24 protein-coding genes are annotated in these 21,164 nt (G+C 38.1%); 6 read left to right on the top strand and 18 right to left on the bottom strand.

Translation table 11 applies throughout. From position 1 onward, the window contains the following. Window positions 1-52 precede the first annotated feature (52 nt). From rbsB to M3225_RS14135, 11 genes are all read right to left on the bottom strand, one after another. Window positions 53-973, bottom strand: coding sequence for a ribose ABC transporter substrate-binding protein RbsB (rbsB, locus tag M3225_RS14185; RefSeq protein WP_251394765.1), 921 nt, complete (start codon window positions 971-973; stop codon window positions 53-55). Between the two features lie 11 nt (window positions 974-984). Beyond that, window positions 985-1,944 carry a ribose ABC transporter permease RbsC gene (gene rbsC, locus M3225_RS14180; RefSeq protein WP_025749709.1) on the bottom strand — a complete coding sequence of 320 codons (960 nt, stop codon included), beginning with the start codon at window positions 1,942-1,944 and terminating at the stop codon, window positions 985-987. A 1-nt stretch (window position 1,945) separates the two neighbouring features. Beyond that, window positions 1,946-3,427 (bottom strand): sugar ABC transporter ATP-binding protein, encoded by a 1,482-nt coding sequence (locus M3225_RS14175; RefSeq protein ID WP_251394763.1) that lies wholly within the window; start codon window positions 3,425-3,427, stop codon window positions 1,946-1,948. 14 nt (window positions 3,428-3,441) lie between these two features. Continuing rightward, the gene (rbsD, locus tag M3225_RS14170; RefSeq protein WP_251394761.1) at window positions 3,442-3,831 is read right to left on the bottom strand and encodes a D-ribose pyranase; all 390 of its coding nucleotides are present in this window, start codon (window positions 3,829-3,831) and stop codon (window positions 3,442-3,444) included. Next, window positions 3,832-4,710, bottom strand: a complete 879-nt coding sequence (gene rbsK / locus M3225_RS14165; RefSeq protein ID WP_251394759.1) for a ribokinase — start codon at window positions 4,708-4,710, stop codon at window positions 3,832-3,834. After that, complete coding sequence (locus M3225_RS14160) at window positions 4,703-5,692, bottom strand: LacI family DNA-binding transcriptional regulator (protein WP_251394757.1); 990 nt, start codon at window positions 5,690-5,692, stop codon at window positions 4,703-4,705. The genes rbsK and M3225_RS14160 overlap by 8 nt, the downstream gene beginning before the upstream one ends. Window positions 5,693-5,809: 117 nt before the next feature. Beyond that, window positions 5,810-6,235, bottom strand: a complete 426-nt coding sequence (locus M3225_RS14155; RefSeq protein ID WP_251394755.1) for a MarR family winged helix-turn-helix transcriptional regulator — start codon at window positions 6,233-6,235, stop codon at window positions 5,810-5,812. 162 nt (window positions 6,236-6,397) lie between these two features. Continuing rightward, window positions 6,398-6,808 carry a hypothetical protein gene (locus tag M3225_RS14150; protein ID WP_251394753.1) on the bottom strand — a complete coding sequence of 137 codons (411 nt, stop codon included), beginning with the start codon at window positions 6,806-6,808 and terminating at the stop codon, window positions 6,398-6,400. A gap of 8 nt (window positions 6,809-6,816) precedes the next feature. Continuing rightward, window positions 6,817-7,347 (bottom strand): NAD(P)H-dependent oxidoreductase, encoded by a 531-nt coding sequence (locus M3225_RS14145; protein ID WP_251394751.1) that lies wholly within the window; start codon window positions 7,345-7,347, stop codon window positions 6,817-6,819. An 18-nt stretch (window positions 7,348-7,365) separates the two neighbouring features. Further along, window positions 7,366-8,991 (bottom strand): DHA2 family efflux MFS transporter permease subunit, encoded by a 1,626-nt coding sequence (locus M3225_RS14140; protein ID WP_251394749.1) that lies wholly within the window; start codon window positions 8,989-8,991, stop codon window positions 7,366-7,368. 42 nt (window positions 8,992-9,033) lie between these two features. Next, window positions 9,034-9,672: an HlyD family efflux transporter periplasmic adaptor subunit gene (locus tag M3225_RS14135; RefSeq protein WP_251394746.1), complete on the bottom strand. Its 639-nt coding sequence runs from the start codon at window positions 9,670-9,672 to the stop codon at window positions 9,034-9,036. Between the two features lie 352 nt (window positions 9,673-10,024). Between M3225_RS14135 and M3225_RS14130 the strand changes: the two genes are divergently transcribed. Next, window positions 10,025-10,480, top strand: coding sequence for a MarR family winged helix-turn-helix transcriptional regulator (locus tag M3225_RS14130; protein WP_016763199.1), 456 nt, complete (start codon window positions 10,025-10,027; stop codon window positions 10,478-10,480). A gap of 93 nt (window positions 10,481-10,573) precedes the next feature. Here M3225_RS14130 and M3225_RS14125 read toward each other — a convergent pair whose 3' ends face one another. The 4 genes from M3225_RS14125 to M3225_RS14110 all read right to left on the bottom strand — a co-directional run bounded on the left by M3225_RS14125 (window position 10,574) and on the right by M3225_RS14110 (window position 13,597). Further along, window positions 10,574-11,335, bottom strand: a complete 762-nt coding sequence (locus M3225_RS14125) for an SDR family oxidoreductase (RefSeq protein WP_251394744.1) — start codon at window positions 11,333-11,335, stop codon at window positions 10,574-10,576. Between the two features lie 121 nt (window positions 11,336-11,456). After that, a complete protein-coding gene (locus M3225_RS14120; RefSeq protein WP_251394742.1) occupies window positions 11,457-12,284 on the bottom strand; it encodes an aldo/keto reductase in 828 nt (275 codons plus the stop codon). A gap of 31 nt (window positions 12,285-12,315) precedes the next feature. Further along, complete coding sequence (locus tag M3225_RS14115; RefSeq protein ID WP_251394740.1) at window positions 12,316-13,071, bottom strand: IclR family transcriptional regulator; 756 nt, start codon at window positions 13,069-13,071, stop codon at window positions 12,316-12,318. Window positions 13,072-13,288: 217 nt separating this feature from the next. Beyond that, window positions 13,289-13,597: a hypothetical protein gene (locus M3225_RS14110; protein WP_251394738.1), complete on the bottom strand. Its 309-nt coding sequence runs from the start codon at window positions 13,595-13,597 to the stop codon at window positions 13,289-13,291. A 490-nt stretch (window positions 13,598-14,087) separates the two neighbouring features. Between M3225_RS14110 and M3225_RS14105 the strand changes: the two genes are divergently transcribed. Continuing rightward, on the top strand, window positions 14,088-14,423 hold the full coding sequence (locus tag M3225_RS14105; RefSeq protein ID WP_251396079.1) for a DUF485 domain-containing protein: 336 nt from the start codon (window positions 14,088-14,090) through the stop codon (window positions 14,421-14,423). 16 nt (window positions 14,424-14,439) lie between these two features. Beyond that, entirely contained in the window at window positions 14,440-15,990 is a 1,551-nt protein-coding gene (locus M3225_RS14100; protein WP_251394736.1) for a solute symporter family protein, read from the top strand. A 40-nt stretch (window positions 15,991-16,030) separates the two neighbouring features. Here the strand turns inward: M3225_RS14100 and M3225_RS14095 are convergent, their stop codons facing one another. Then, on the bottom strand, window positions 16,031-16,516 hold the full coding sequence (locus M3225_RS14095) for a DUF6985 domain-containing protein (RefSeq protein WP_251394734.1): 486 nt from the start codon (window positions 16,514-16,516) through the stop codon (window positions 16,031-16,033). A 126-nt stretch (window positions 16,517-16,642) separates the two neighbouring features. Here M3225_RS14095 and M3225_RS14090 point away from each other — a divergent pair, with 126 nt between their 5' ends. Both M3225_RS14090 and M3225_RS14085 read left to right on the top strand, forming a co-directional pair. Further along, entirely contained in the window at window positions 16,643-18,385 is a 1,743-nt protein-coding gene (locus M3225_RS14090; protein ID WP_308215742.1) for an ABC transporter ATP-binding protein, read from the top strand. Window positions 18,386-18,428: 43 nt separating this feature from the next. After that, entirely contained in the window at window positions 18,429-20,186 is a 1,758-nt protein-coding gene (locus M3225_RS14085; RefSeq protein WP_251396077.1) for an ABC transporter ATP-binding protein, read from the top strand. A gap of 41 nt (window positions 20,187-20,227) precedes the next feature. Here M3225_RS14085 and M3225_RS14080 read toward each other — a convergent pair whose 3' ends face one another. After that, window positions 20,228-20,365: a zinc-binding dehydrogenase gene (locus M3225_RS14080; protein WP_251394732.1), complete on the bottom strand. Its 138-nt coding sequence runs from the start codon at window positions 20,363-20,365 to the stop codon at window positions 20,228-20,230. A 48-nt stretch (window positions 20,366-20,413) separates the two neighbouring features. Next, window positions 20,414-20,539, bottom strand: a complete 126-nt coding sequence (locus M3225_RS29595; protein WP_285885578.1) for a hypothetical protein — start codon at window positions 20,537-20,539, stop codon at window positions 20,414-20,416. 212 nt (window positions 20,540-20,751) lie between these two features. Here M3225_RS29595 and M3225_RS14075 point away from each other — a divergent pair, with 212 nt between their 5' ends. After that, the gene (locus M3225_RS14075) at window positions 20,752-21,099 is read left to right on the top strand and encodes a winged helix-turn-helix transcriptional regulator (protein WP_251394730.1); all 348 of its coding nucleotides are present in this window, start codon (window positions 20,752-20,754) and stop codon (window positions 21,097-21,099) included. The last annotated feature ends 65 nt before the right edge of the window (window positions 21,100-21,164 follow it).

The following is a 21,164-nucleotide window of genomic DNA, read 5'->3' as shown; positions in this document are numbered from 1 at the left end:
AAAAGACGCCCATAAGTCAAATGCGCGTCTTTTTTTCACACGTATGAATACGTTATTTTTCAGAGGTTACTAGTTTTAAAGGCACCGGAATTTGCTTATCTACTTTTTTGCCTTGAAGAACATTTTTAGCAGACTTTACGGCAAGTTTACCAATTAAAACAGGCTGCTGAGCTACAGTTGCTCCTAGTTTCCCTTCTTTTACCGCTTTAATTGCATCGTCGTTTCCATCAAACCCTACTACTAACACATCTTTTCCTGAGCTGTTAATAGCTTGAATAGCTCCTAATGCCATTTCATCATTGTGAGCAAATACGGCTTTGATACCAGGATTTCCTTGAAGAACATTCTCCATAACGTTTAAGCCTTTTGTACGGTCAAAATCAGCTGATTGTTTAGCCGTAATATCTAGCTTTTGATCTGCAACGTTGTGGAACCCTTTTCCTCGTTCGCGAGTTGCTGAAGCTCCTGGTACGCCTTCAAGTTCTGCTACTTGAGCTTTTTCCCCCACTTTTTTTACAATGTAATCAGCAGCCATTTGACCACCTTTTACATTATCTGAAGCTACCAGTGTTTCCACTTTCCCTTTTTCTGCTGAACGATCTAGCGTAATAACTGGAATACCTACATTATTAGCCGATTGTACTGCTGTTGAAATAGCAGCCGAATCCGTTGGGTTAATAAGCAGAATGTTAACACCTTGCTGCATTAAATCTTCTACATCGTTAATTTGTTTTGCTGAATCATTTTGAGCATCTACTACGACTACTTCCATACCTAGTTTTTTTGCTTCTTTTTGTACCCCTTCTTTTAGCGAGACAAAGAACGGATTATTTAATGTAGAAACAGATAAACCAATTTTAATATCTTTTAAATTTTTACTTTGAGATGGTTTCGCCCACTCAGGAGGCTGAAGTGAACAAGCCCCTAACAGTAATAATGAAAATGATAATAACACGAGCCAAATTTTCTTCATGTTTTCCCCTCCTAAGCTGACTTCTTGCGATCAATTAATACCGCGATTAAAATAACAATTCCTTTTACGACCATTTGATAAAATGACGAAACGCCAAGTAAGTTTAAGCCATTGTTTAACGTTCCGATAATCAACGCACCAATTAATGTTCCAACAATGCGTCCACGTCCTCCAGAAAGACTTGTTCCACCTAGTACTACTGCAGCAATAGCATCTAACTCATAAGATGTACCTGCAGTTGGCTGAGCAGAGTTCAAACGAGAAGTCAAAATCGCTCCTGATAGCGCTGCCAATAATCCTGCTAGTGAGTAGATCATAACCTTAACTTTTGGCACTTTGATTCCTGAAATAAATGCCGCTTTTTCATTTCCACCGATTGCATATGTTCTACGACCAAACGGCGTTTTATGCAAAATCACCCATAGGACAGCAAATGCTAGTACCATCGTAATCGCTGGAACAGGAATACCTAGAAAATAGCCGCGACCAAATAATTGGAAGTAATAATTTTCACCTAAGCCGGTAATCGGGTTTCCATCTGTATAAACAAGCGTTAACCCTCTAAAAATTGTCATCGTAGCTAGCGTCGCAATAAACGGCGCCATTTTTCCTTTTGTAATAAGCAAGCCGTTAATCATACCCATTACAGCTCCTAACACACATCCTATTAAAATAGCTAAAATAGGATCTACACCCGAAACGATCATACCTGCCATTAACGCACTTGATAGAGCAAGTATAGAGCCAACCGATAAATCAATTCCGCCTGTTAAAATGACAAATGTCATACCGAATGCAATTAAGGCATTAATGGCTACTTGACGCAGCAAGTTTAAAATATTTAAAGGTTCTAAAAAGCTTGGATTTAAAATCGATACAATGACAATAAGAATAAATAGACCTAGTAACGGACCTAGCTTTTGCATCACGTTATCAACGCGATTTTCTTTTATCGCTGTGTTTGCTTTCATTTTACTGACCTCCTGTTGCAAATGTCATAATTTTTTCTTGAGTTGCTTCTTCACTTGTCAGTTCACCTGTTATTTTTCCTTCATGCACAACAAGAATGCGATCGCTCATACCGAGTACTTCCGGAAGCTCTGAAGACACCATAATGATGGCCACGCCTCTGTCTGTGAGTTCATTCATAAGCTGATAAATTTCACGCTTTGCCCCAACGTCTACTCCTCGAGTTGGTTCATCTAAAATCAGCACTTTGGGTCCAATGCCAATCCACTTGGCGATAACTACTTTTTGCTGATTTCCTCCCGATAAGTTACCTGCACTCGTCTCAGACGACTCGGTTTTGATCGTTAAACGTTTAATAAGTAACTCTACAAATTGCTGCTCGCTTTTTTGTTCAATAAAGCCTTTAGGCGAAAAGCTGAATAGACTTGGAAGCGCAATATTTTCTCGAATAGAAAAATCCAGAACGAGCCCTTCTGTTTTACGGTCTTCTGTAATGAACCCGAGACCCAATTTAATGGCTTGAACGGGCTTTGTGATGTTGACCCGTTTGCCATTTAATATAATTTCGCCTTTTTCTAACGGATCTAGTCCGAAGATAGCCCGCATAATTTCCGTTCTGCCAGCTCCCATCAGCCCTGCAACGCCAACAATTTCTCCTGATCGCACTGAAAAATTAACGTCTTGAAATACACCTTTTCTCTCTAAGCCTTTTGCTTCAAATACAACGTCTCCTTTAGAAGAAGTCCTAGCAGGAAATCGATCCGTTAATTCTCTTCCTACCATTTTACGAACGACATCATCGAAGCTGGTTTCTGGAATCGGCTTTTTATCCACTGTCTGTCCGTCACGCATGACCGTAATGGAATCACAAATAGCGAAAATCTCTTCCATACGATGTGAAATATAGACAATCGATACACCTTGTTTTCGCAGTGCATTAATCACGTCAAATAACTTTTGAATTTCTCTTTCAGTAAGCGCTGCCGTTGGCTCATCCATGATAATGACTTTTGCATTGGTCATCAGCGCTTTGGCTATCTCAATCATTTGCTGCTGTCCGACCGAACAAAGTCCCGCTTCTTGATCAAGAGGAATGGTAACAGCTAATTTTTCAAACTGCTCCTTTGCTAACGCTTTCATTTCTTTTGTTTTTAAAAAACCTAAGGATGTTTTTAATTCTTTGCCGATAAATAGATTCTCAAGCACCGTCATTTCAGGCCAAACGTTCAGCTCTTGATGAATGAAAGTAATTCCATTTTGTTCTGCTTCTTTTGGATTTTGGAAATATGTTTCTTTGCCATCAATCAGAATCTGCCCTTCATCTTTTTTATGAAGGCCGGTTAAAATATTCATCAGCGTAGATTTTCCCGCTCCATTTTCCCCCATTAGTGCGTGAACTTCACCTTCATGTAATTCAAAATCCACACCCCTTAGTACACGGTTTGCTCCAAAGGCTTTATGAATCCCTCTCATTGCAATATGCATGCTGTTCACCTCTTTTAAAAAATAACTCCCGCTTGTAAAATGCAGTTTGCATAAGGAGTTGCTTCTCCTGTACGAATTACCACTTTTGCTTTGCTTGTTAGCATTTTTAATTGTTCATGCGATACTTCTTCTACTAAGATGTTTTGCTTTTCCATTAACTCATAAGCTTTTTGATTTCTTTTTTTCATTTCAGCTGCAATCACTATTTTTTCTGTAGCCATATCTTCTAATACAGCCATTACTACATCTTCAAAGCTAGGCACTCCTAGCTTTAAAGACAAATCAATTTTAGGCACATTACTAGGAACAGGTAACCCTGCATCTGCAATGACAATTGTGTCTGTATGACCTAGATCTGTTAGTATCTTTGTAATATGACTGTTAATCATTCCGTGTCGTTTCATTTACAAGCTCTCCTCCACTTCTTTTCGAGTCGGCATGCCGCCTTGAGCACCAAATTTAGTGACGGATAGCGAAGCTGCGCGATTGGCAAATTGAATTCCCTTTTCAAAACCCATGCCTTCGGCAAGTGCCACAGCAAGCGCTGCATTAAATGTATCTCCTGCTCCTGTTGTATCAACCGCTTCTACTTGATAAGAAGGAACCAATACTTCTTTCTCGCCGTTAAAATAGCGTACACCTTGTTTTCCTTCTGTAATGAACAATTTATTTGGATACTGTTTTAACATTTCTGCTTTTTCTTTTCCTTCAAATAAAAGCTCTGCTTCATGTTCATTTGGAGTGATGTAAAAAACTTGTTCAATCACTTCTGCTTTTAATGGTCTTGCAGGGGCTGGGTTTAATAAAAGCGGTACGTTTAATTCCTGACACAGCTGAGCAACATATTCAACCGTTTCTTCTGGAATTTCTTGCTGAATAAGTACGATATCAGCTTCTTTAATTTTTTCTTTTGCTTTTTCTACGTAGTCTGGAGTAATATAATCGTTTGCTCCTTTGACAACTACAATGCTGTTATCGCCTTCAGCGAGTATAATGTGAGCTGTTCCGCTATCTGAACCTGTAACCGGTTTCACACTTTCCACAGATACACCGTTTGATTTGAAATTCTCCAGGATTGCTTTTCCATAATGATCTTCGCCCACACACCCAATCATACTCACATCCGCTCCAAGACGGGCTGCTGCAACAGCTTGGTTGGCTCCTTTTCCTCCCGGAACGGTTTTAAATGATTCTCCTAACACTGTTTCTCCAGCTCCAGGACGAATATTTGATGTTACTACTAAATCCATTGATGAACTTCCAATCACAGTTACTTTAGCCATGTTCCTCAACCTTTCGTGTCGTATTTCGTTCAATAAACGTAACGGGTAGTTGTACTTGCTTTTGAATTAAAGGTTCTTTCTTAATGCATTTCATTAACAGACCTGCTGCTTGCTTGCCCATTTCATAAGCAGGCTGACGAATTGTAGACAGCGCTGGAAACGAAAAGCGGCTTTGCGGAATATCATCAAAACCAATCACTTGTAGATCATCAGGCACACTTTTTTCTAATCGAAACGCCTCGTGTAAAACAGCTGTGGCTACAATGTCATTACTAGCAATTATTCCATCTGTTTCAGGGTACTTTTGAAAGATTTCCTTTGCCCATTTCTGCGCATCGTCAAACGCTAGAGAATTTGTATTTAATACGTAAAAGTCTGCATCAGACTGACTCAAAACAGACAGAGAGCCTTGAAAACGTTCCTGGGCAGGCTTTACATTTACTGGACCTTTGATAAGTGTAACTCTTTTACTTCCTCTTTTGATTATTTCTTCTGCAGCAAGTTTCCCACCTTCAAAACCATCAGCATAAACGGATGGATACTGATCAGAACTTCTATCTAAAAACACTACGGGAAATGTAAGACCTTCATATAGTTTCTGAGCTAGACTTGTTGTTGCCGTGATCATTCCTACTACATGATTTTGCGTAAACGTTTGGAGATATGTTAATTCTTTCTCTAACTGCTCATCACTATTGCCAAGAATTAAACGAAATCCATGGCTATGTACTTCATCTTCTATTCCTCGTGCAAGTTGAGGGAAAAAAGGGTTTGTAATGTCTGGAAGCAATAGACCAATCAAACGTGATTCACGTGTATAAAGAGAACGGGCTACTTCGTTAGGGCTGTAGTTTAATTTTTGAATTGTATTCATTACTCGCACACGCGTGTCTTCTTTTACATACCCTGTACTGTTTAAAACGCGCGAAACGGTCGCAACGGACACACCTGCTTCTTTTGCTACATCACGAATTGTTACCACTTTATTTCCCTCCCTTCATATATGTAACCGTTTACACAAATAATATCATGGAAAAGTGAAGTTGACAATCTTTTTATCAAAAAAACATCACTCCATTAAGAAGTGATGTTTCTTTCATTAGATATTAGCGTCTAGTTTCTTAAATAATTTCAAAAATTGCTCTTGATCTTTCGGTTCATAGCAAGAAAAGAAATGAGCAATCATTTTTTGCACAATCTCATTTGCTTCTTCAATCACTTGTTCACCTTTAGCTGTTAACTCAATGTTTACCTTACGACGATCCTCTTTAGAGTGATAGCGTGAAACTAACTCTAAGTCTATTAAACGATTAATAACAGGAGTAATCGCGCTAGGCTTTACGCGCATCTCTTCTGCCAGCTTGGTTACTCCAATGTGACTGCATTTACCTATAATTAATAAGATATGATATTGAAAAGGCGTAATCCCTTGTGAAAGCAACCTTTCTTTTATCTCTGCCATTACCTTTTTGTTAAGGGATATCGAAATTCTCTGGACCTCTTCAATAAATGTGAGCTGTTCCATGTTTTGACGTCCCCTTTCTTATAATCAGGGAGTCGATTTTAACATGTCAGCCCCCTGCTACACTCCAAGCGAAACCTAACCTGGGGAGAACGGCTGGTTTCGCGGAATGCTTATAACCTATTTTCTATCTATTTTATTCCGTACTATTATAATAGAAGAAACTCATTCATTATCGTTTTTCTTAAACGATCTTAAAGCTTTACGAAAAGCGTCATCATTCATAACGTCGCGTTCTTCTTTTGTGAAAACCGTGTCGTCTTTTTCGCCTTCTCTAAACTTCTGGAGCACTTGACGATACATATCATCGTTCATGACATCTTTTTCTCTCTTATGTCTAGATGTTCTTGTTTCCGTCTTCGCCTGTGGCTCTCTTGGCTGTTCTTCTTTTGGTGCTGCAGGTTTTTCTGGTGCTTTTTTCTCTTCTACTTTTGGCTCTTTAGGAGCATTTGAGGCAGCCGCTTCTTTTTTAGGTGGAACTGTACGCTGGCGCTTAGAAGATGATGCTTTGGCATTCATTGTAATAATTAGTACAACTAGAATCACAGCTACAACGATCAGTAAAATACCTAACATACCGTCACCTACTGTCCTTGTGTCATTCGTTTAGTCACTTGAACAACACGTTCTCCCAATGCTTTACCTAGCGCTTGGTCGTTCTCTGTTAATAATTCGTTACCTTCGATTGGACAAGTAATTCCAACACCGTAATAAGTACCGTACAGCGCATTTTCTGGAATGTTACCTGGTAACCCAGCAATAATCATACCTTGATGAAGCATAGGTGTAATTAAATTTAAAAGCGTCGCTTCTAAGCCACCGTGCGTTGTAGCTGTTGTACAGAACACCGCACCTACTTTATTAATTAATTTACCTTCTGCCCATAGATAACCTAATTTATCAATCCACGTTTTTAACCCTGAACTAATTGTTCCAAAATGCCCTGGGCAGCCCCAAATAATAGCATCCATTTCAGGCAGTTCACGTACATCTGCATCTTCGACATGCTTTACATATACGGTTGCTTCTCCAGACAGCTCAGCGCCAGAAGCAATCGCTTTTGCTAATGCCTCTGTATGTCCGCCTTCACTATCATATACGATACAAATTTTCATCCTTTATCCCTCCGTTGCTTATGAGTTCATATCTTTTGGTGCCGGTAACATACGAATATCGTCTGTTGTTTCTTTTTCTGTCTCTTCTACTTCTACTACTGCATCTTTACGAACATCACGTAGGAAGAAACTTAAAATCAATCCAATAATGGCAATAATAACTGTCCAGTAAAACGCGTCGTTAATTCCTTGTACAGTTGCTTGCGCTTGAACTTTTCCAGCTAATGTTGTTAAAGCTTGTTTTTGAGCCTCTGTTTGAGAAAGGTGAAGCGTTTGAGCAATCTTTTGAACAAATACCTGGAAGTTATTCATAAAGAATGGATCGGATGTAGTCATTGAACTGCTCATTTCATTCACATGATATGTTGTGCGATTTGTAAAGATTGTAGTCATTAAACTGATACCGATTGAACCACTCACCTGACGAAGCGTGTTCGCCATTGAGGTACCATGGCTGCTTAATTTTGCCGGCAGCTGATTTAAACCAGCTGTCATAATTGGCATCATCAATAATGACATACCGAATGCACGAATCATATAAATAATAACAATATGACTAAAGGGTGTTTCCAGTGTTAATTTTGTAAATTCGAATGTTGTCACAACCGTAATCAACATCCCGACAATCCCTAGTGGACGCGGTCCTAGTTTATCAAACAGCGTACCAGAAATTGGCGACATAACTAACATAACAAGTGCACCAGGCAAGATTAATAAACCTGAATCAAACGCTGAATAGCCACGAATATTTTGCAAATAAATTGGTAATAAGAACATACCAGCATACATGCTAATTGTAATGGCAATACTAATGATATTAGATAATGAGAAAATACTGTATTTAAATACTCTCACATCAAGTAATGGACTCTTAAGTCGAAGCTGCTGCAAAACAAAGATGATTAATAAGACGATACCACCGATCATCGTTGATAATACAACTGAATCCGTCCAACCATCTTTTCCAGCTTCACTGAAGCCGTATAGAAGTAAAGCCATACCTGCAAGAGATGTAAACACAGAAATTAGATCTACTTTTACATTTTGAGGTGGTTTAATATCTTTTAATTTAAAAGCTGCAATAATAAGTACGAGCGCCCCTAGTGGCACCATTCCCGTAAATAAAATGTGCCAGTCATAGTTTTGAATAACCCATCCTGAAAGCGTCGGTCCAATTGCCGGAGCGAACATCATGGCTAAACCAAAGATCCCCATTCCTTTTCCGCGCATATGAGGAGGGAAAATAAATACGATAATGGTCATAACTAGAGGTGCTAGTACTCCTCCTCCGACTGCTTGAACAAGACGTCCTATTAGCATAATCGAGAAAGTAGGCGCAATTCCGCAGACAAGTGCACCTACTGTAAAGCAGACCATTGCAAATAAGAATAAGCGACGAACGCCAAAACGTTCAATTAAATAGGCTGATAATGGAATAAGTGCACCATTTACAAGCATATATCCCGTAAGCAACCACTGTGCCGTATTAGCCGTAACGCCAAACTCTGTAATCAGATGCGGAATCGCAACATTTAGCAGCGTTTGGTTTAAAATTGCTAAGAACAATCCAAGCATAAGTACGACTAGTAGCGGGATATGCTTTTTAACTGAGCTTTCCTCTGGTTGTATCGTGTTTGCTGACATCAGTTCCTTCCTCCTTTCTTCTCTTCTTAATCATGTACGTGCTTAGTTTTTAGAGATTTTAACTTCTGCGTTCATACCTGGTAGTACGTTTTCAGAGTAGTTAGAAATAGAGATTTTAACAGGAACTGTTTGTGATACTTTAGTATAGTTGCCGTCTGAATTAGAGCTTGGCATTAATGAGAAAATTGAGTTTGTTGCATAACCGATTTCTTCTACTTTTCCATCGATTGTTGTTTTAGTATCTCCGTCAACTGTTACATCAACGTCATCGCCAGCTTCAATATCTTTTAATTTGTCTTCTTTAATGTTTGCAATGATGAATAAGTTATTCATATCTACTTCGCTAGCAATTTGTTGACCAGCTTGAACCATTTGATTTTCTTTTACCTGTGTTTTGATGATTTTTCCATTTTCTGGTACTGTAACTGTTTTTTCTCCATCTTCTGATTGGATTTTAGCTACTTCATCGTCTTTTGAAACATCTTTACCTTCTTCAATGTTCCAGCTTGCTACTTTACCTGCCGCTGGCGCTACTACTGTATAAAGGTCGCCGGACACTTTTGCGTTGTCTGTGGATACATAATTAGATTTTTGAATATAATAGTATCCTCCACCAATAATTAAAGCTAATACTACAATAATTCCGATAAAGTTCATTAAAATTAAACGCCCTCTTGACATTTATTTTACCTCCTTAATATTTCATTCAGTTAAGTATTACGCTAGATAACTTTATCACAAAGATATTTAGTTGTAAATAACTTTGATTTTAATTTATTTTTAAAACTAAACATTTATGTTTCATAAAGTTTTCCCGACTGAATACTTTACTACATCTTTAACCGAAATACAACTTAAAAGTTTTGGTTTCTTTACAAGTACTTTACTTTACTTTAAAGTTAGATATATAAGCATAGGGTTATACGCAAAAACAGCTCCTTTGTTTGGAACAAACTCCCTATATACATAAACCACAATAGGTAACTAGCAGCAATTGTTTAACACCTATAATGATAAAGAAAAGGTGATTATGATGGATCAGCAGTTAATAGATAAACTAGAAAAACTTGACCAAGTTAAAACCTCATTATTTGAACTCAAGCGGAAGCTCTTGGAAGATAAAATCAGTGAGCAGCCCTATAATTTGACCATTACGAAATTTTTAATTCTAAAATTCATTGGAGTCAGCTCTAAACGTATGGTAGCCGAAATTTCTTCAAATCTAAAGCTAACTTCCGGGGCTACTACCATTTTATTAAATCAATTAGAAGATGATGCACTCATTAAGCGCGTACGTGACCAAAAAGACCGCCGAATTGTATGGATATCATTAACAGAGGCTGGCGAAACATTAGTGAACTATGTAATTGAGCAGCGAAATTTATTTTGGCAAGACATGCTTTTTGCTCTAACTCCTGAAGAACAGGATGAGTACCTCCGCATGCTTGAAAAAATGGAAAAACGAATTAGACAAACTGTGGATCGTTAATGATAAAAAGCGTGTGTTCATTTATTTTATGGACACACGCTTTTTATGACCCGCTACTATTGACAGGTTTAGGAACCTTTTTGTTTCCTACCTTTAAAATTCAGGATTGTTTTTTAAAAATCCATTCCAAGCCTGTACTGTAGCTTTCTCAATTTCTTCTTTGGAAGCATGAAGCCTCTTAGCACTATCTTCATAGCCAATTTCGATTTTACCTTTTTTCAATTCTTTAAATATTGAATCAGCAAAGTCATCAAGAGGTGCTCCAAATGTATGAAGACCCGGTCCTCCTAAATCTGTGTTCACGGCTGGAGGAAGAATTTCTATTACTTCGGTATTTGTTCCTTCTACTTGATGTCTTAAACTAATCGTAAACGACCTCAAGGCCGCTTTTGTTGCACTGTAGATTGGCACCCATGCTCCAGGTGTTAGAGACAGCCCGGATGTTACGTTAATAACCGCTGCACGTTCTTGTTGAACGAAATGAGGAATCAATAACGAAATCAAATGAATAGGTGCACTTACATTACTCATTAATTCTTTTTCATAGTACTGCCACTCTTCCTGCATGTGTAAAAGATTTACGCGCTGCTGAATGCCTGCATTATTCACAATAACATTTAATTTTGGGAACGTTTCAGTCGCCCATTTTACTAACTCTACTCTGCTTTCTTCTATTGATACGTCACACACTTTTGTATGTAATGAAGGAAATTTTTCTTTTGCTTCTTGCAGCTTTGATTCCCGCCTTCCACAAATAATAACTTCATTTCCTTCATTTAAAAAACGTTCTGCAAGTGCCAACCCAATCCCTGACGCTCCGCCCGTAATTAAAATGGTGTTTCCTGACATTTCCATTACTCTTCCTCCTCGTTCAACCATCGCATTTACTTTTTAATAAACAAAACGCTACTGCATGAATAACAATAGCGCTTTGTTTATTATTTATCTTACGAGACGTTTTAGTCTTGTTTTGAAATTAAAAGTCAAAGTTATCCGGATCTGGACCTACGCGATGATTTTGATTTAATGCGTTAATTTTTTCAACTTCTTCTGCATTTAATTCAAAATCAAATATGTCTGCATTTTGGATAATACGATGTTCTTTTGTTGATTTAGGAATAGTTACTACTTCGTTTTGCAGGTCCCAACGTAAAATAACTTGAGCAGTTGATTTTCCGTGCTTTTCAGCAATTTGAGTTAACACTTCATTATCAAGTAACTCACCTTGTGCAAGCGGCGACCAAGCTTCCACTTGGATTCCTTGTTTTTTGCAGTATTCACGCACTTCTGTTTGTGTTAAAAGTGGATGAAACTCGATTTGGTTTACCATCGGCTTAATTTCTGCATCCGCAATTAAGTCTTCTAAATGATGAACTTGGAAGTTCGATACACCGATTGCACGAATTTTCCCGTCTTTATAAAGTTTTTCAAGTGCTTTCCACGTATCTTTATACTTACCTTCAACTGGCCAGTGAATTAAGTATAAATCTAAATAATCAAGACCTAACTTGTTTAAGCTTGTTTCAAACGCTTGAAGAGTTGTGTCATAGCCTTGATCCGCATTCCATACTTTTGATGTAACAAATAATTCTTCGCGAGAAACACCTGATTCTTTGATCGCTTGTCCAACGCCTTCTTCATTTTCATAAATTTTAGCCGTATCGATGCTTTTATATCCAGCCTTTATTGCATATTTAACTGAATCTACAACTTCTTGACCCTCTTCTACTTTATAAACACCTAGACCTAACCAAGGCATTTTAACGCCGTTTGCTAAGGTCGTTGTTGACTGTAAGTTTTCCATGTTACCGTTCATCCCCTTTTTTATTGTTGAATTATTCATAAAGAGTAATTGCTTGTGAAATTTGTTCTGCGCATTGCTTAACAAGTGCAGCATGTTCTTCGTCTTTCTCTTGTGAAATACGAACGGATGGACCTGATAAAGCAATAGCTGCCATTATTTTTCCTTTTTTAAAAATAGGGGCCGCAATACAGCGAACGCCAAGCTCCCGTTCTTCATTGTCGATAGCATATCCTCTTTCCTTACTTAAAGCTAAGTCTGCTTCAAGCTCGTCCAGCTCGGTAATCGTTCGATCTGTATAACCTTCAAGCGAAAGTTCGTGAAGAATAGATTTTTGCACGCTATCCTCTTGATAGGCAAGAATACACTTCCCAATAGCATTTGCATGAAGCGGCTTTTTATTTCCTACTTCAGAATGCGTACGAGTGCTATATTGCCCGTTCACCACCTGAGTTGTAACCATTTGTTTATGATGGAGAATTCCCGCGTAAATGGTCTCATTGGTCTCTTCACTCAGCTTCTGCATAGCCGGAACAGAGAGCCAATTCATTTCATAGTTCGTATGCATCGTATTTTGCACGAGTGCCAGCACCAATTGGGGTGAAACCGTATAGCGGTTAGACGGGTTTCTTACAATAAATCCGTTTTGTTCGAGCGTGCTCACAAGACGATACATCGTACTCTTATTAAAACCGAGGGCTTCCATCATTTCTGGAATAGTCATATTCGGACGGTTTAAAAGCAAAGAGAAGATATCTAATCCTTTTTTTAAAGTTCCAACCTCGGACATGCCCTTCTTCCTCCTTTTATCCGAACAACAATTTTATTATAAAACAAAGCTCTTTATCGTATCAAATAAAGAAACTTTTTCAAGTTATTTTCCCTATATAAGAAAATATATGACGTAATTGTTCTTCTTAATCTATTCCACTGTTTTTGCTATTTAAACATAAAAAAAACATTAACAATAGAAGTTTTTTACAGTTTTCTTGTACTAGCTTTGCTTTTCACTCGTTAACTTCTTCAAATCGCTTCAGCTGCTCCAGCTGATTTTCCTTTTTCATAATTTCTTTCTGACGCTCGCCTAGTAAATCGAAATGGGGATAGCCGGATCGATTATCGATATACTTAGCGGAAATACCATGCTTTTCTCCCCACTTAATCAGCTTATTTAAGTCACTGCAACCTACTTTTGTCACAGTAGTTGCATTTGGAAAACGCTCATCAAGCCAGTAATGAGTTAAAAATGCGATCTCTCCTCGCTTAACAGCTGCTTTCCATGTGTTTAGTTCTGGGCGTTTGATTCCAAATGCCATTATTTCACCTTTTCTCTTTTATATAAGTAGTCACATCATTTGTTTATTGTAAATAATATCCATATAAAAACCTTTCATAATACCTTGTCTATTTATAACCATTTCAAAATAATACTGTATTTTCTCTACTTATTCCCTATCTAACATTATTGTGTGCTTATGGTTTTACCATCATCTTCTCTTACTTTTCAAAAGGCCAAACAAAAAAATAACGTTTAGATAATAAAGAGAAGCCTTATATGTAAAAGAAACCAAGGATTAATTTAAACATTCCTTTTGTAAATGATTTTTCTTTTGTATTGAATGATGTTCGTTTTTCATTATGCTAGTATTCATTTAGTTTGAACCTTTAGTATATTAAAAAACTTCTAAAGTTACCATTCTCACGAAAAGACAGAATTTACTTTTTATTCCGAAAATAATATAATTCAAGTGATATGAAGCTTTTTGCTTCATCTATTTATTATCAAAGGGGGAATTCCGCTTGGCGATGAATGAAAATTCTTTAAAGAAGGTAAACACTGCTTCTTCCTCTCCTGATTACACAGAAATTGTACAGTCTGCTTCATTTCAAAAGCTTTTGAAACAAAAGCGCAATTTTATTTTACCGCTCTCTCTGTTTTTTCTTGCTTTTTATTTTACGCTGCCTATCTTAACGGCATACACAACCGTCTTAAACAAACCGGCTTTTGCTTCTATGACTTGGGCGTGGGTATTTGCTTTTGCACAGTTTGTGATGACTTGGACCCTATGCATTTTATACACAAAAAGAGCCTCAAAATTTGATGAACTTGTTGACACGATTAAAAAAGAAGCTGCAAATTGAATAGGGGGTTGAGCGAATGAACGTACTAGCTTTTTCACTTTTTTTAGCCATTGTAGGTCTTACGCTAATCATTACGTATGCGGCATCAAAGCGGACAAAAACGACCAGTGATTTTTATACAGCAGACGGAAGTTTAACCGGCTGGCAAAATGGAATGGCGATTGCTGGAGACTATATGTCTGCTGCGTCATTTTTAGGCATAGCAGGAATGGTAGCGCTTTCTGGGTTTGACGGCTTTTTTTACAGCATTGGCTTTTTAGTTGCCTATCTCGTTGTGTTATACATTGTAGCTGAACCACTTCGCAACTTAGGAAAGTACACGATGGCAGACATGATAGCAGCTCGTTTTAACGAAAAGAAAGTGCGGGGAGTTGCTGCGTTAAATACGATCACCATTTCCATTTTTTATATGATTGCGCAGCTGGTTGGAGCAGGAGCATTAATTCATCTATTACTTGGTCTGGATTATGTATACTCTGTCTTGATTGTCGGCGTCTTGATGACGGTTTACGTTGTATTTGGAGGAATGACGGCGACTAGCTGGGTACAGATTGTCAAAGCCTTGCTTCTTATGATTGGTACGTTCATTATTTCCATTATTGTATTTTCAAAATTTGATTTTAGCTTAGCCAAAATGTTTTCTGAGATGAAAACCGCAACTCCTCTTGGTGACAGCTTTTTAAATCCAGGCAATAAATTCAAAAATCCGCTGGACATGATTTCGTTGAATTTAGCTCTTGTTCTTGGTACAGCAGGCTTGCCTCATATCCTTATTCGTTTCTTTACAGTAAAAGATGCCATCACCGCACGAAAGTCTGTTATTTATGCAACGTGGATTATTGGCGTTTTTTACATCATGACTATCTTTTTAGGATTCGGCGCTGCTGCATTCGTAGGATACGATGATATTATCAAAGCAAATGCAGCAGGAAATATGGCAGCTCCCCTGCTCGCTCAAGTTCTTGGTGGAGACTTTCTTTTTGCATTCGTCTCAGCTGTAGCATTTGCTACGATTTTAGCTGTTGTAGCCGGACTGGTGCTCTCAGCAGCTTCAGCATTCGCGCACGACTTCTATAGTCATATTCTTCGTAAAGGAGCTGCTACTGAAAAAGAACAAGTAGTGGCTGCACGATGGGCTTCTATTGGGGTATCCATCCTATCTATTATTCTTGCATTATTCGCTCAAAACATGAACGTAGCATTTTTAGTGGCACTTGCCTTTGCAGTGGCAGCGAGCGCTAACTTGCCAATTATTCTACTTACCATTTTTTGGAAACACTTTAATACATCTGGAGCGGTTACTGGCATGCTGGTTGGGCTATTCAGCTCATTATTTTTAGTCGCCATTAGTCCAAACGTGTGGGCACCTGAGCCGGGAGCTGCTATCTTTGTAGGTGAACCGCTCATCACACTAACAAACCCTGGTATTATCTCTATTCCTCTAGGCTTCTTAGCTGCTTTTATAGGAACACTTCTTTCCTCTAAAAAAGCAGACGAAAAGAAATTTGATGAGATTTTAGTAAAAGCAAATACAGGTATGGGAATCGAAGAGCCTGTTAAACATTAATGCAAAAAAGCCTTGAAGCAGTTTGCTTCAAGGCTTTTTACTAGAATAAATCCTCTTGTAAGCCAATAGCGGCAATTTGTTCATTTCTAAACTTTACAGCTAACATATGCTCTTCTTCCCACGTGCATTCAAAAAACAAACCAAGTTCTCTTGTATCATGAGGTGCTTCAGGGACAAAGATTTGAATACACTCAACTAAAAAACCGATGTCTTTTCGCTTTTTAATATTCGGAACTAATAAGTCTACCACGTCTTTTTCAACTTGAGTTCTGTATTCATCTCGCACCTGTTGATAATAATCAAAAAGAGCTTTTTCCGTCCTCTTTAACAATAATTCGCCTTGAAGCCAAAATGCTCGAAAGGCCTCTTCTTGTTGTTTTTGAAATGGCTTCTCTTTATCTCCATCAATTGTCAATAATATGTGTTGTTTTTGTCCAAAGAAAGTGACCTGTTTTTCTCCAACCCAGGCCGAGTCATATAACAAAGATCCAAAAAGTGGATGATGTACTCGTAATATTTGATTCATTGCATACCTGACCCTCTCAAAAAGTGGATTTCTGCTTGCATTGGCGTATAATAAATGGTGCTTGAAACAAACTTCTAAACTTATTCTATGTTACCATATTTTTTACAGAAAGGAGTGTCACAATGTGTGAATACAATTAAATCTTTGTACCCTTACTTAAAACCTTACAAATGGCTCGCGCTTTTTGCCCCGCTATTGATGGTAATTGAAGTGTTAGCTGACCTTCTTCAGCCTACTATCATGCAGCATATCATTGATTATGGCATTGCAAACAACAATCAAACGTATGTTATTACCCGAAGTATCCTTATGCTCATGTTAGCTATAATTGGCTTAGCTGCTGGTATCGTCTGCGCCATCCTTAGTACAAAAGCGGCAGTAAACTTTTCTACCGATATTCGGAAATCGCTTTTTGAAAAGATTGAAAACCTCTCAAACAGCAACAGAGACAAACTAGGAACTGGTCACTTAATTACTGTCATGACAAATGATGTAACGAGTGTTCAAAACGCATTGAATATGACGCTAAAAGTATTAGTTAGAGGTCCTCTACTTTTTGCCGGAAGTATTGTTATCGTGTTATTAACCGCTCGTTCTTTGTTTCCTATTATCGTCGTGGTCGTCCCTATTTTATTTTTATGCATTTGGTTTGTGATCACGAAAGCTGGAAAACTTTTTAAAAAAGTTCAGCAAAGAGTTGATCGTGTAAATACAAAAGTGCAAGAAAATTTATCAGGGATGCGTGTAGTAAAAGCGTATGTAAGAGAATCATATGAAATCAATCAGTTTAAACAAGCAAACAACTCCTTGACGCGAGCTAATATGAGCGCTGTTCAGCTTATCTCGCTTTTAATGCCCGTTATTTTATTTGTAGTAAATATCGGAATGGTAGCTACTCTATGGCTCGGTGGACTTCAAGTGGAGGCAGACAAAATAGAAGCAGGGGTGATTTTAGCTTTTATTAATTACCTCACGATTATTTTAAACGGACTTATGTCAAGCAGCATGGTCTTGATGCAAATTACGCGTGCATTCCCTTCAGCTGAACGAATCGATTCTGTTTTAAAAACAAAGATAGACATTCCTCCAGCAAACTCTGCTGCTCAAATCAACAGACTTAAAGGTGATCTATCGTTTCAAAACGTTACATACAGCTACAGTAAAAATGGCGAAAACGTATTAAAAGATATTTCATTTACTGCTAGACATGGAGAAACAATTGGCATTATCGGCTCTACTGGAAGCGGAAAATCGACGCTCGCAAAGCTTATTTCCCGCTTATATGATCCTGATGACGGCCAAATCTTCATAGATGGAAAAAATCTTACGGACTATGACGTAAAAGAGCTTCGCTTATCCATTGGATTTATTCCTCAAAAAGCTACGCTGTTTACCGGAACGATTGATATGAATATCCGAATGGGAAAAGAACATGCTTCTTCCTCAGAAATTGAAGATGCTGCGGGTTTTGCATGCGCGACGGAGTTCATTGAAAAACTCCCAGAAAAATATGATTATCCTTTAACGCGGGGAGCTACCAATTTATCAGGAGGGCAAAAGCAGCGTCTTTCAATCGCTCGTGCATTTGTTAGAAAGCCTGCTATTCTCGTCATTGATGATGCAACTTCGGCGTTGGATGCTGTCTCAGAAGCGCAGGTACTAACAAATTTAAAAGAAGAGTTTTCTGATGCGACCGTCATTATTATTGCTTCTAAAATTTCGTCTCTTCTCCATACTGATCATATTATCGTCATGGATGAAGGCAAAATCGCTGAACAAGGGACTCATGAAGAATTGCTTCGTCATCGCTCTCTTTATTACGACATTTATCTTGCACAAGGCGGAAAAGAGGTGTTGCCTAGTGAATAATCAAGGTAAAAATCAAATCAGTTCTATTCGCGGTCTTAGAGGAATGATGAAAGGCCCTGTAGTTAAGCCAAAGAATGCTAAAAAAACACTGCACAGAATTTGGTCATATATGGGGAAACGAAAACCTCCGCTTGTGGCTGCGATTATCTTAGTCATCGTGACTTCCCTGCTTAATTTATTAGGGCCTTATTTAATTGGGGTTATTATTGATGAGCATATTATTCCCAAAGATATCAGCGGAACGATACGAATGTCACTCACTCTTGCAGGAATTTATATTACGACATCTTTGTTAACATGGCTGCAAACCTATTTAATGGTGAACGTTTCGTTTACGACTATTGGAATGCTCCGCCAAGATTTATTTGCAAAGCTTCAGACTCTCTCTCTTCGCTTTTTTGACAAGCGAGCTCACGGAGAGTTAATGAGCCGAGTCACGAATGATATTGATAATTTAAACAATGCTCTGAGTCAAAGCGTTATTCAAGCTCTGTCTTCTATTTTGTCTTTAATCGGCATTACCATTGCGATGTTCTCGCTCAACTGGATTCTTGCAATTATCACGCTGATTGTTATTCCATTAATGGTTATAATCGTTCGACAAATATTAAAACGAAGCAGTGAAAATTTTGTCAAACGACAAAAAGACTTAGGTGAGCTAAACGGCTTTGTAGAAGAAGCGATCTCTGGAGGAGAAGTTGTTACGATTTTTAGTAAGGAAAAAGACTTTTTAACTGTTTTTAATGAACGAAACGAACAGCTAAGAAGTTCAGCAACAAAAGCAGAAACATTTTCAGGCTTTTTAGGTCCTGTCACAAACTTTATTAACAACTTAGGCTTAGCACTAGTGATTGGAGCGGGAGCATTTATGGCTGTTCAAGGTAGCGTTACAGTTGGGATGATCGCTTCATTTGTTAACTACTCACGTCAGTTCTCTCGCCCAATCAGTCAAATGGCAAACTTAGTAAACACCATTCTTTCGGCTATGGCCGGCGCAGAGCGTGTGTTTGAAATTATGGATGAGCAGCCAGACGTCACAAACAAGCCAAACGCTCTTTCTGTTACAAAATTTGCAGGAGACGTTGCTTTTGAGAACGTATCATTTGGCTATACTGACAAAAAAATAATTTTAAAAAATGTTACAATTACAGCAAAAAAAGGTGAAATGGTTGCTTTGGTTGGTCCGACAGGCTCCGGTAAAACAACAATCATTAACTTGCTCACACGATTTTATGACATCGCAAACGGAGAAATTAAAATTGACGGCCGCTCCATCAGTGACTATAACATCCATGATTTAAGAAACCGAATCGGCATTGTTCTTCAAGATACCTATTTATTTTCTGGTACGATTGCGGATAACATTCGATTTGGCAAATTAGATGCCAGCAATGAAGAAGTGAAAAGCGCAGCAAAAATGGCAAATGCTCATTCTTTTATCAAGCACCTGCCGCAGCAATACGATACCGTGATTTCAGCCGGTGGTGGAAATTTAAGTGAAGGCCAAAAGCAGCTTTTATCGATTGCTCGAGCCATGCTCTCTGACTGTGATATTTTAATTTTAGACGAAGCTACTTCCAATATTGATACAAAAACAGAAATTGATATTCAAAGAGGAATGAGTAATCTATTAAAAGGAAAAACAAGCTTTGTGATTGCCCACCGCCTCAAAACGATTGAAAATGCAGATCAAATTCTTGTCTTAAAAGACGGACAAATTATTGAAGAAGGAAATCATCGCGAGCTGCTAGAGCAACAAGGGTTTTACCACAAGCTCTATACGCAGCAGTTTACCATTTAAAAAGGCAAGCACTTTCATTGTGTTTGCCTTTTTCATTCCTATCATTTATCTATCACAGCTACAATTTTCCCTTTTACTCGACGAGTCGCCAGTTTATCTAATGCTGCTGGCACTTCGTCTAGTGAAATAACTTTTTCCACGAGAGCATTTAGCTTATTTTCTTGTAAAAGCAAAAGCATTCTATTTCCCATCTCAGCAAGTTTTTACTGTTCTTTTACGTTATTAGACTAATGTACACTTCCTAATGCAACTTGATGAAACGATAGTGGATGCGCGAACGAAATCGCATCGTTTACATTAGGCGGTCCTGCGATAAATGCAATTTGACTATTAAAAGCAAGAGCCTTCGCCAACTTTCATCTCACTTACTTTCCCTTTGCCTTCTAGCAATAAAGCTTTCATCAAGATCTCTCCTTTTAAATTTCTTCCTTCAATTAAAAGTTCTTTTTCAGTATAATAAATACATGTTGTTTACAAAAGACGGCACTTTCGTGTAACCAGGTACCTTCCCGGTAACCTAGGTCTATGGATACCAAATTATTATATTCATATTTCATATCTGTTTATGAATGGAGGATTAACGGTGAAAGCAACCCACTATAATATACCTGTTGAAGCAACGCTTGAAGTAATCGGCGGGAAATGGAAAGTCGTTATTTTATGCCTATTAAAAGAAGGCGAAAAACGTTTCAGTGAACTTCAGCGAGCTATGCCTGCTATTACCAAAAAAATGCTGTCTCAACAGCTAAAAGAATTAGAAAAAGATGGTATGGTTAATAGAAAAGTATACAATGAAGTTCCTCCTAAAGTAGAGTACTCACTCAGTGAAGAAGGCGAAACCTTACGAGAAATTTTAAATATGATGTGCGCATGGGGAGATAGAAGAATGGGAAACAACCCAAATTGCAGCTAAGTTCTCCTAGCGGCTCTGTCAAAACAAACGAATAGCTGTTGTGAGGAGCTATTCGTTTGTGTTTT

The organism is Priestia aryabhattai (assembly GCF_023715685.1).
Taxonomy (GTDB): Bacteria; Bacillota; Bacilli; order Bacillales; family Bacillaceae_H; genus Priestia; species Priestia aryabhattai_B.
The sequence above is the reverse complement of the archived record's forward strand: the minus strand, read 5'-3'. Positions and strand labels throughout refer to the sequence as shown.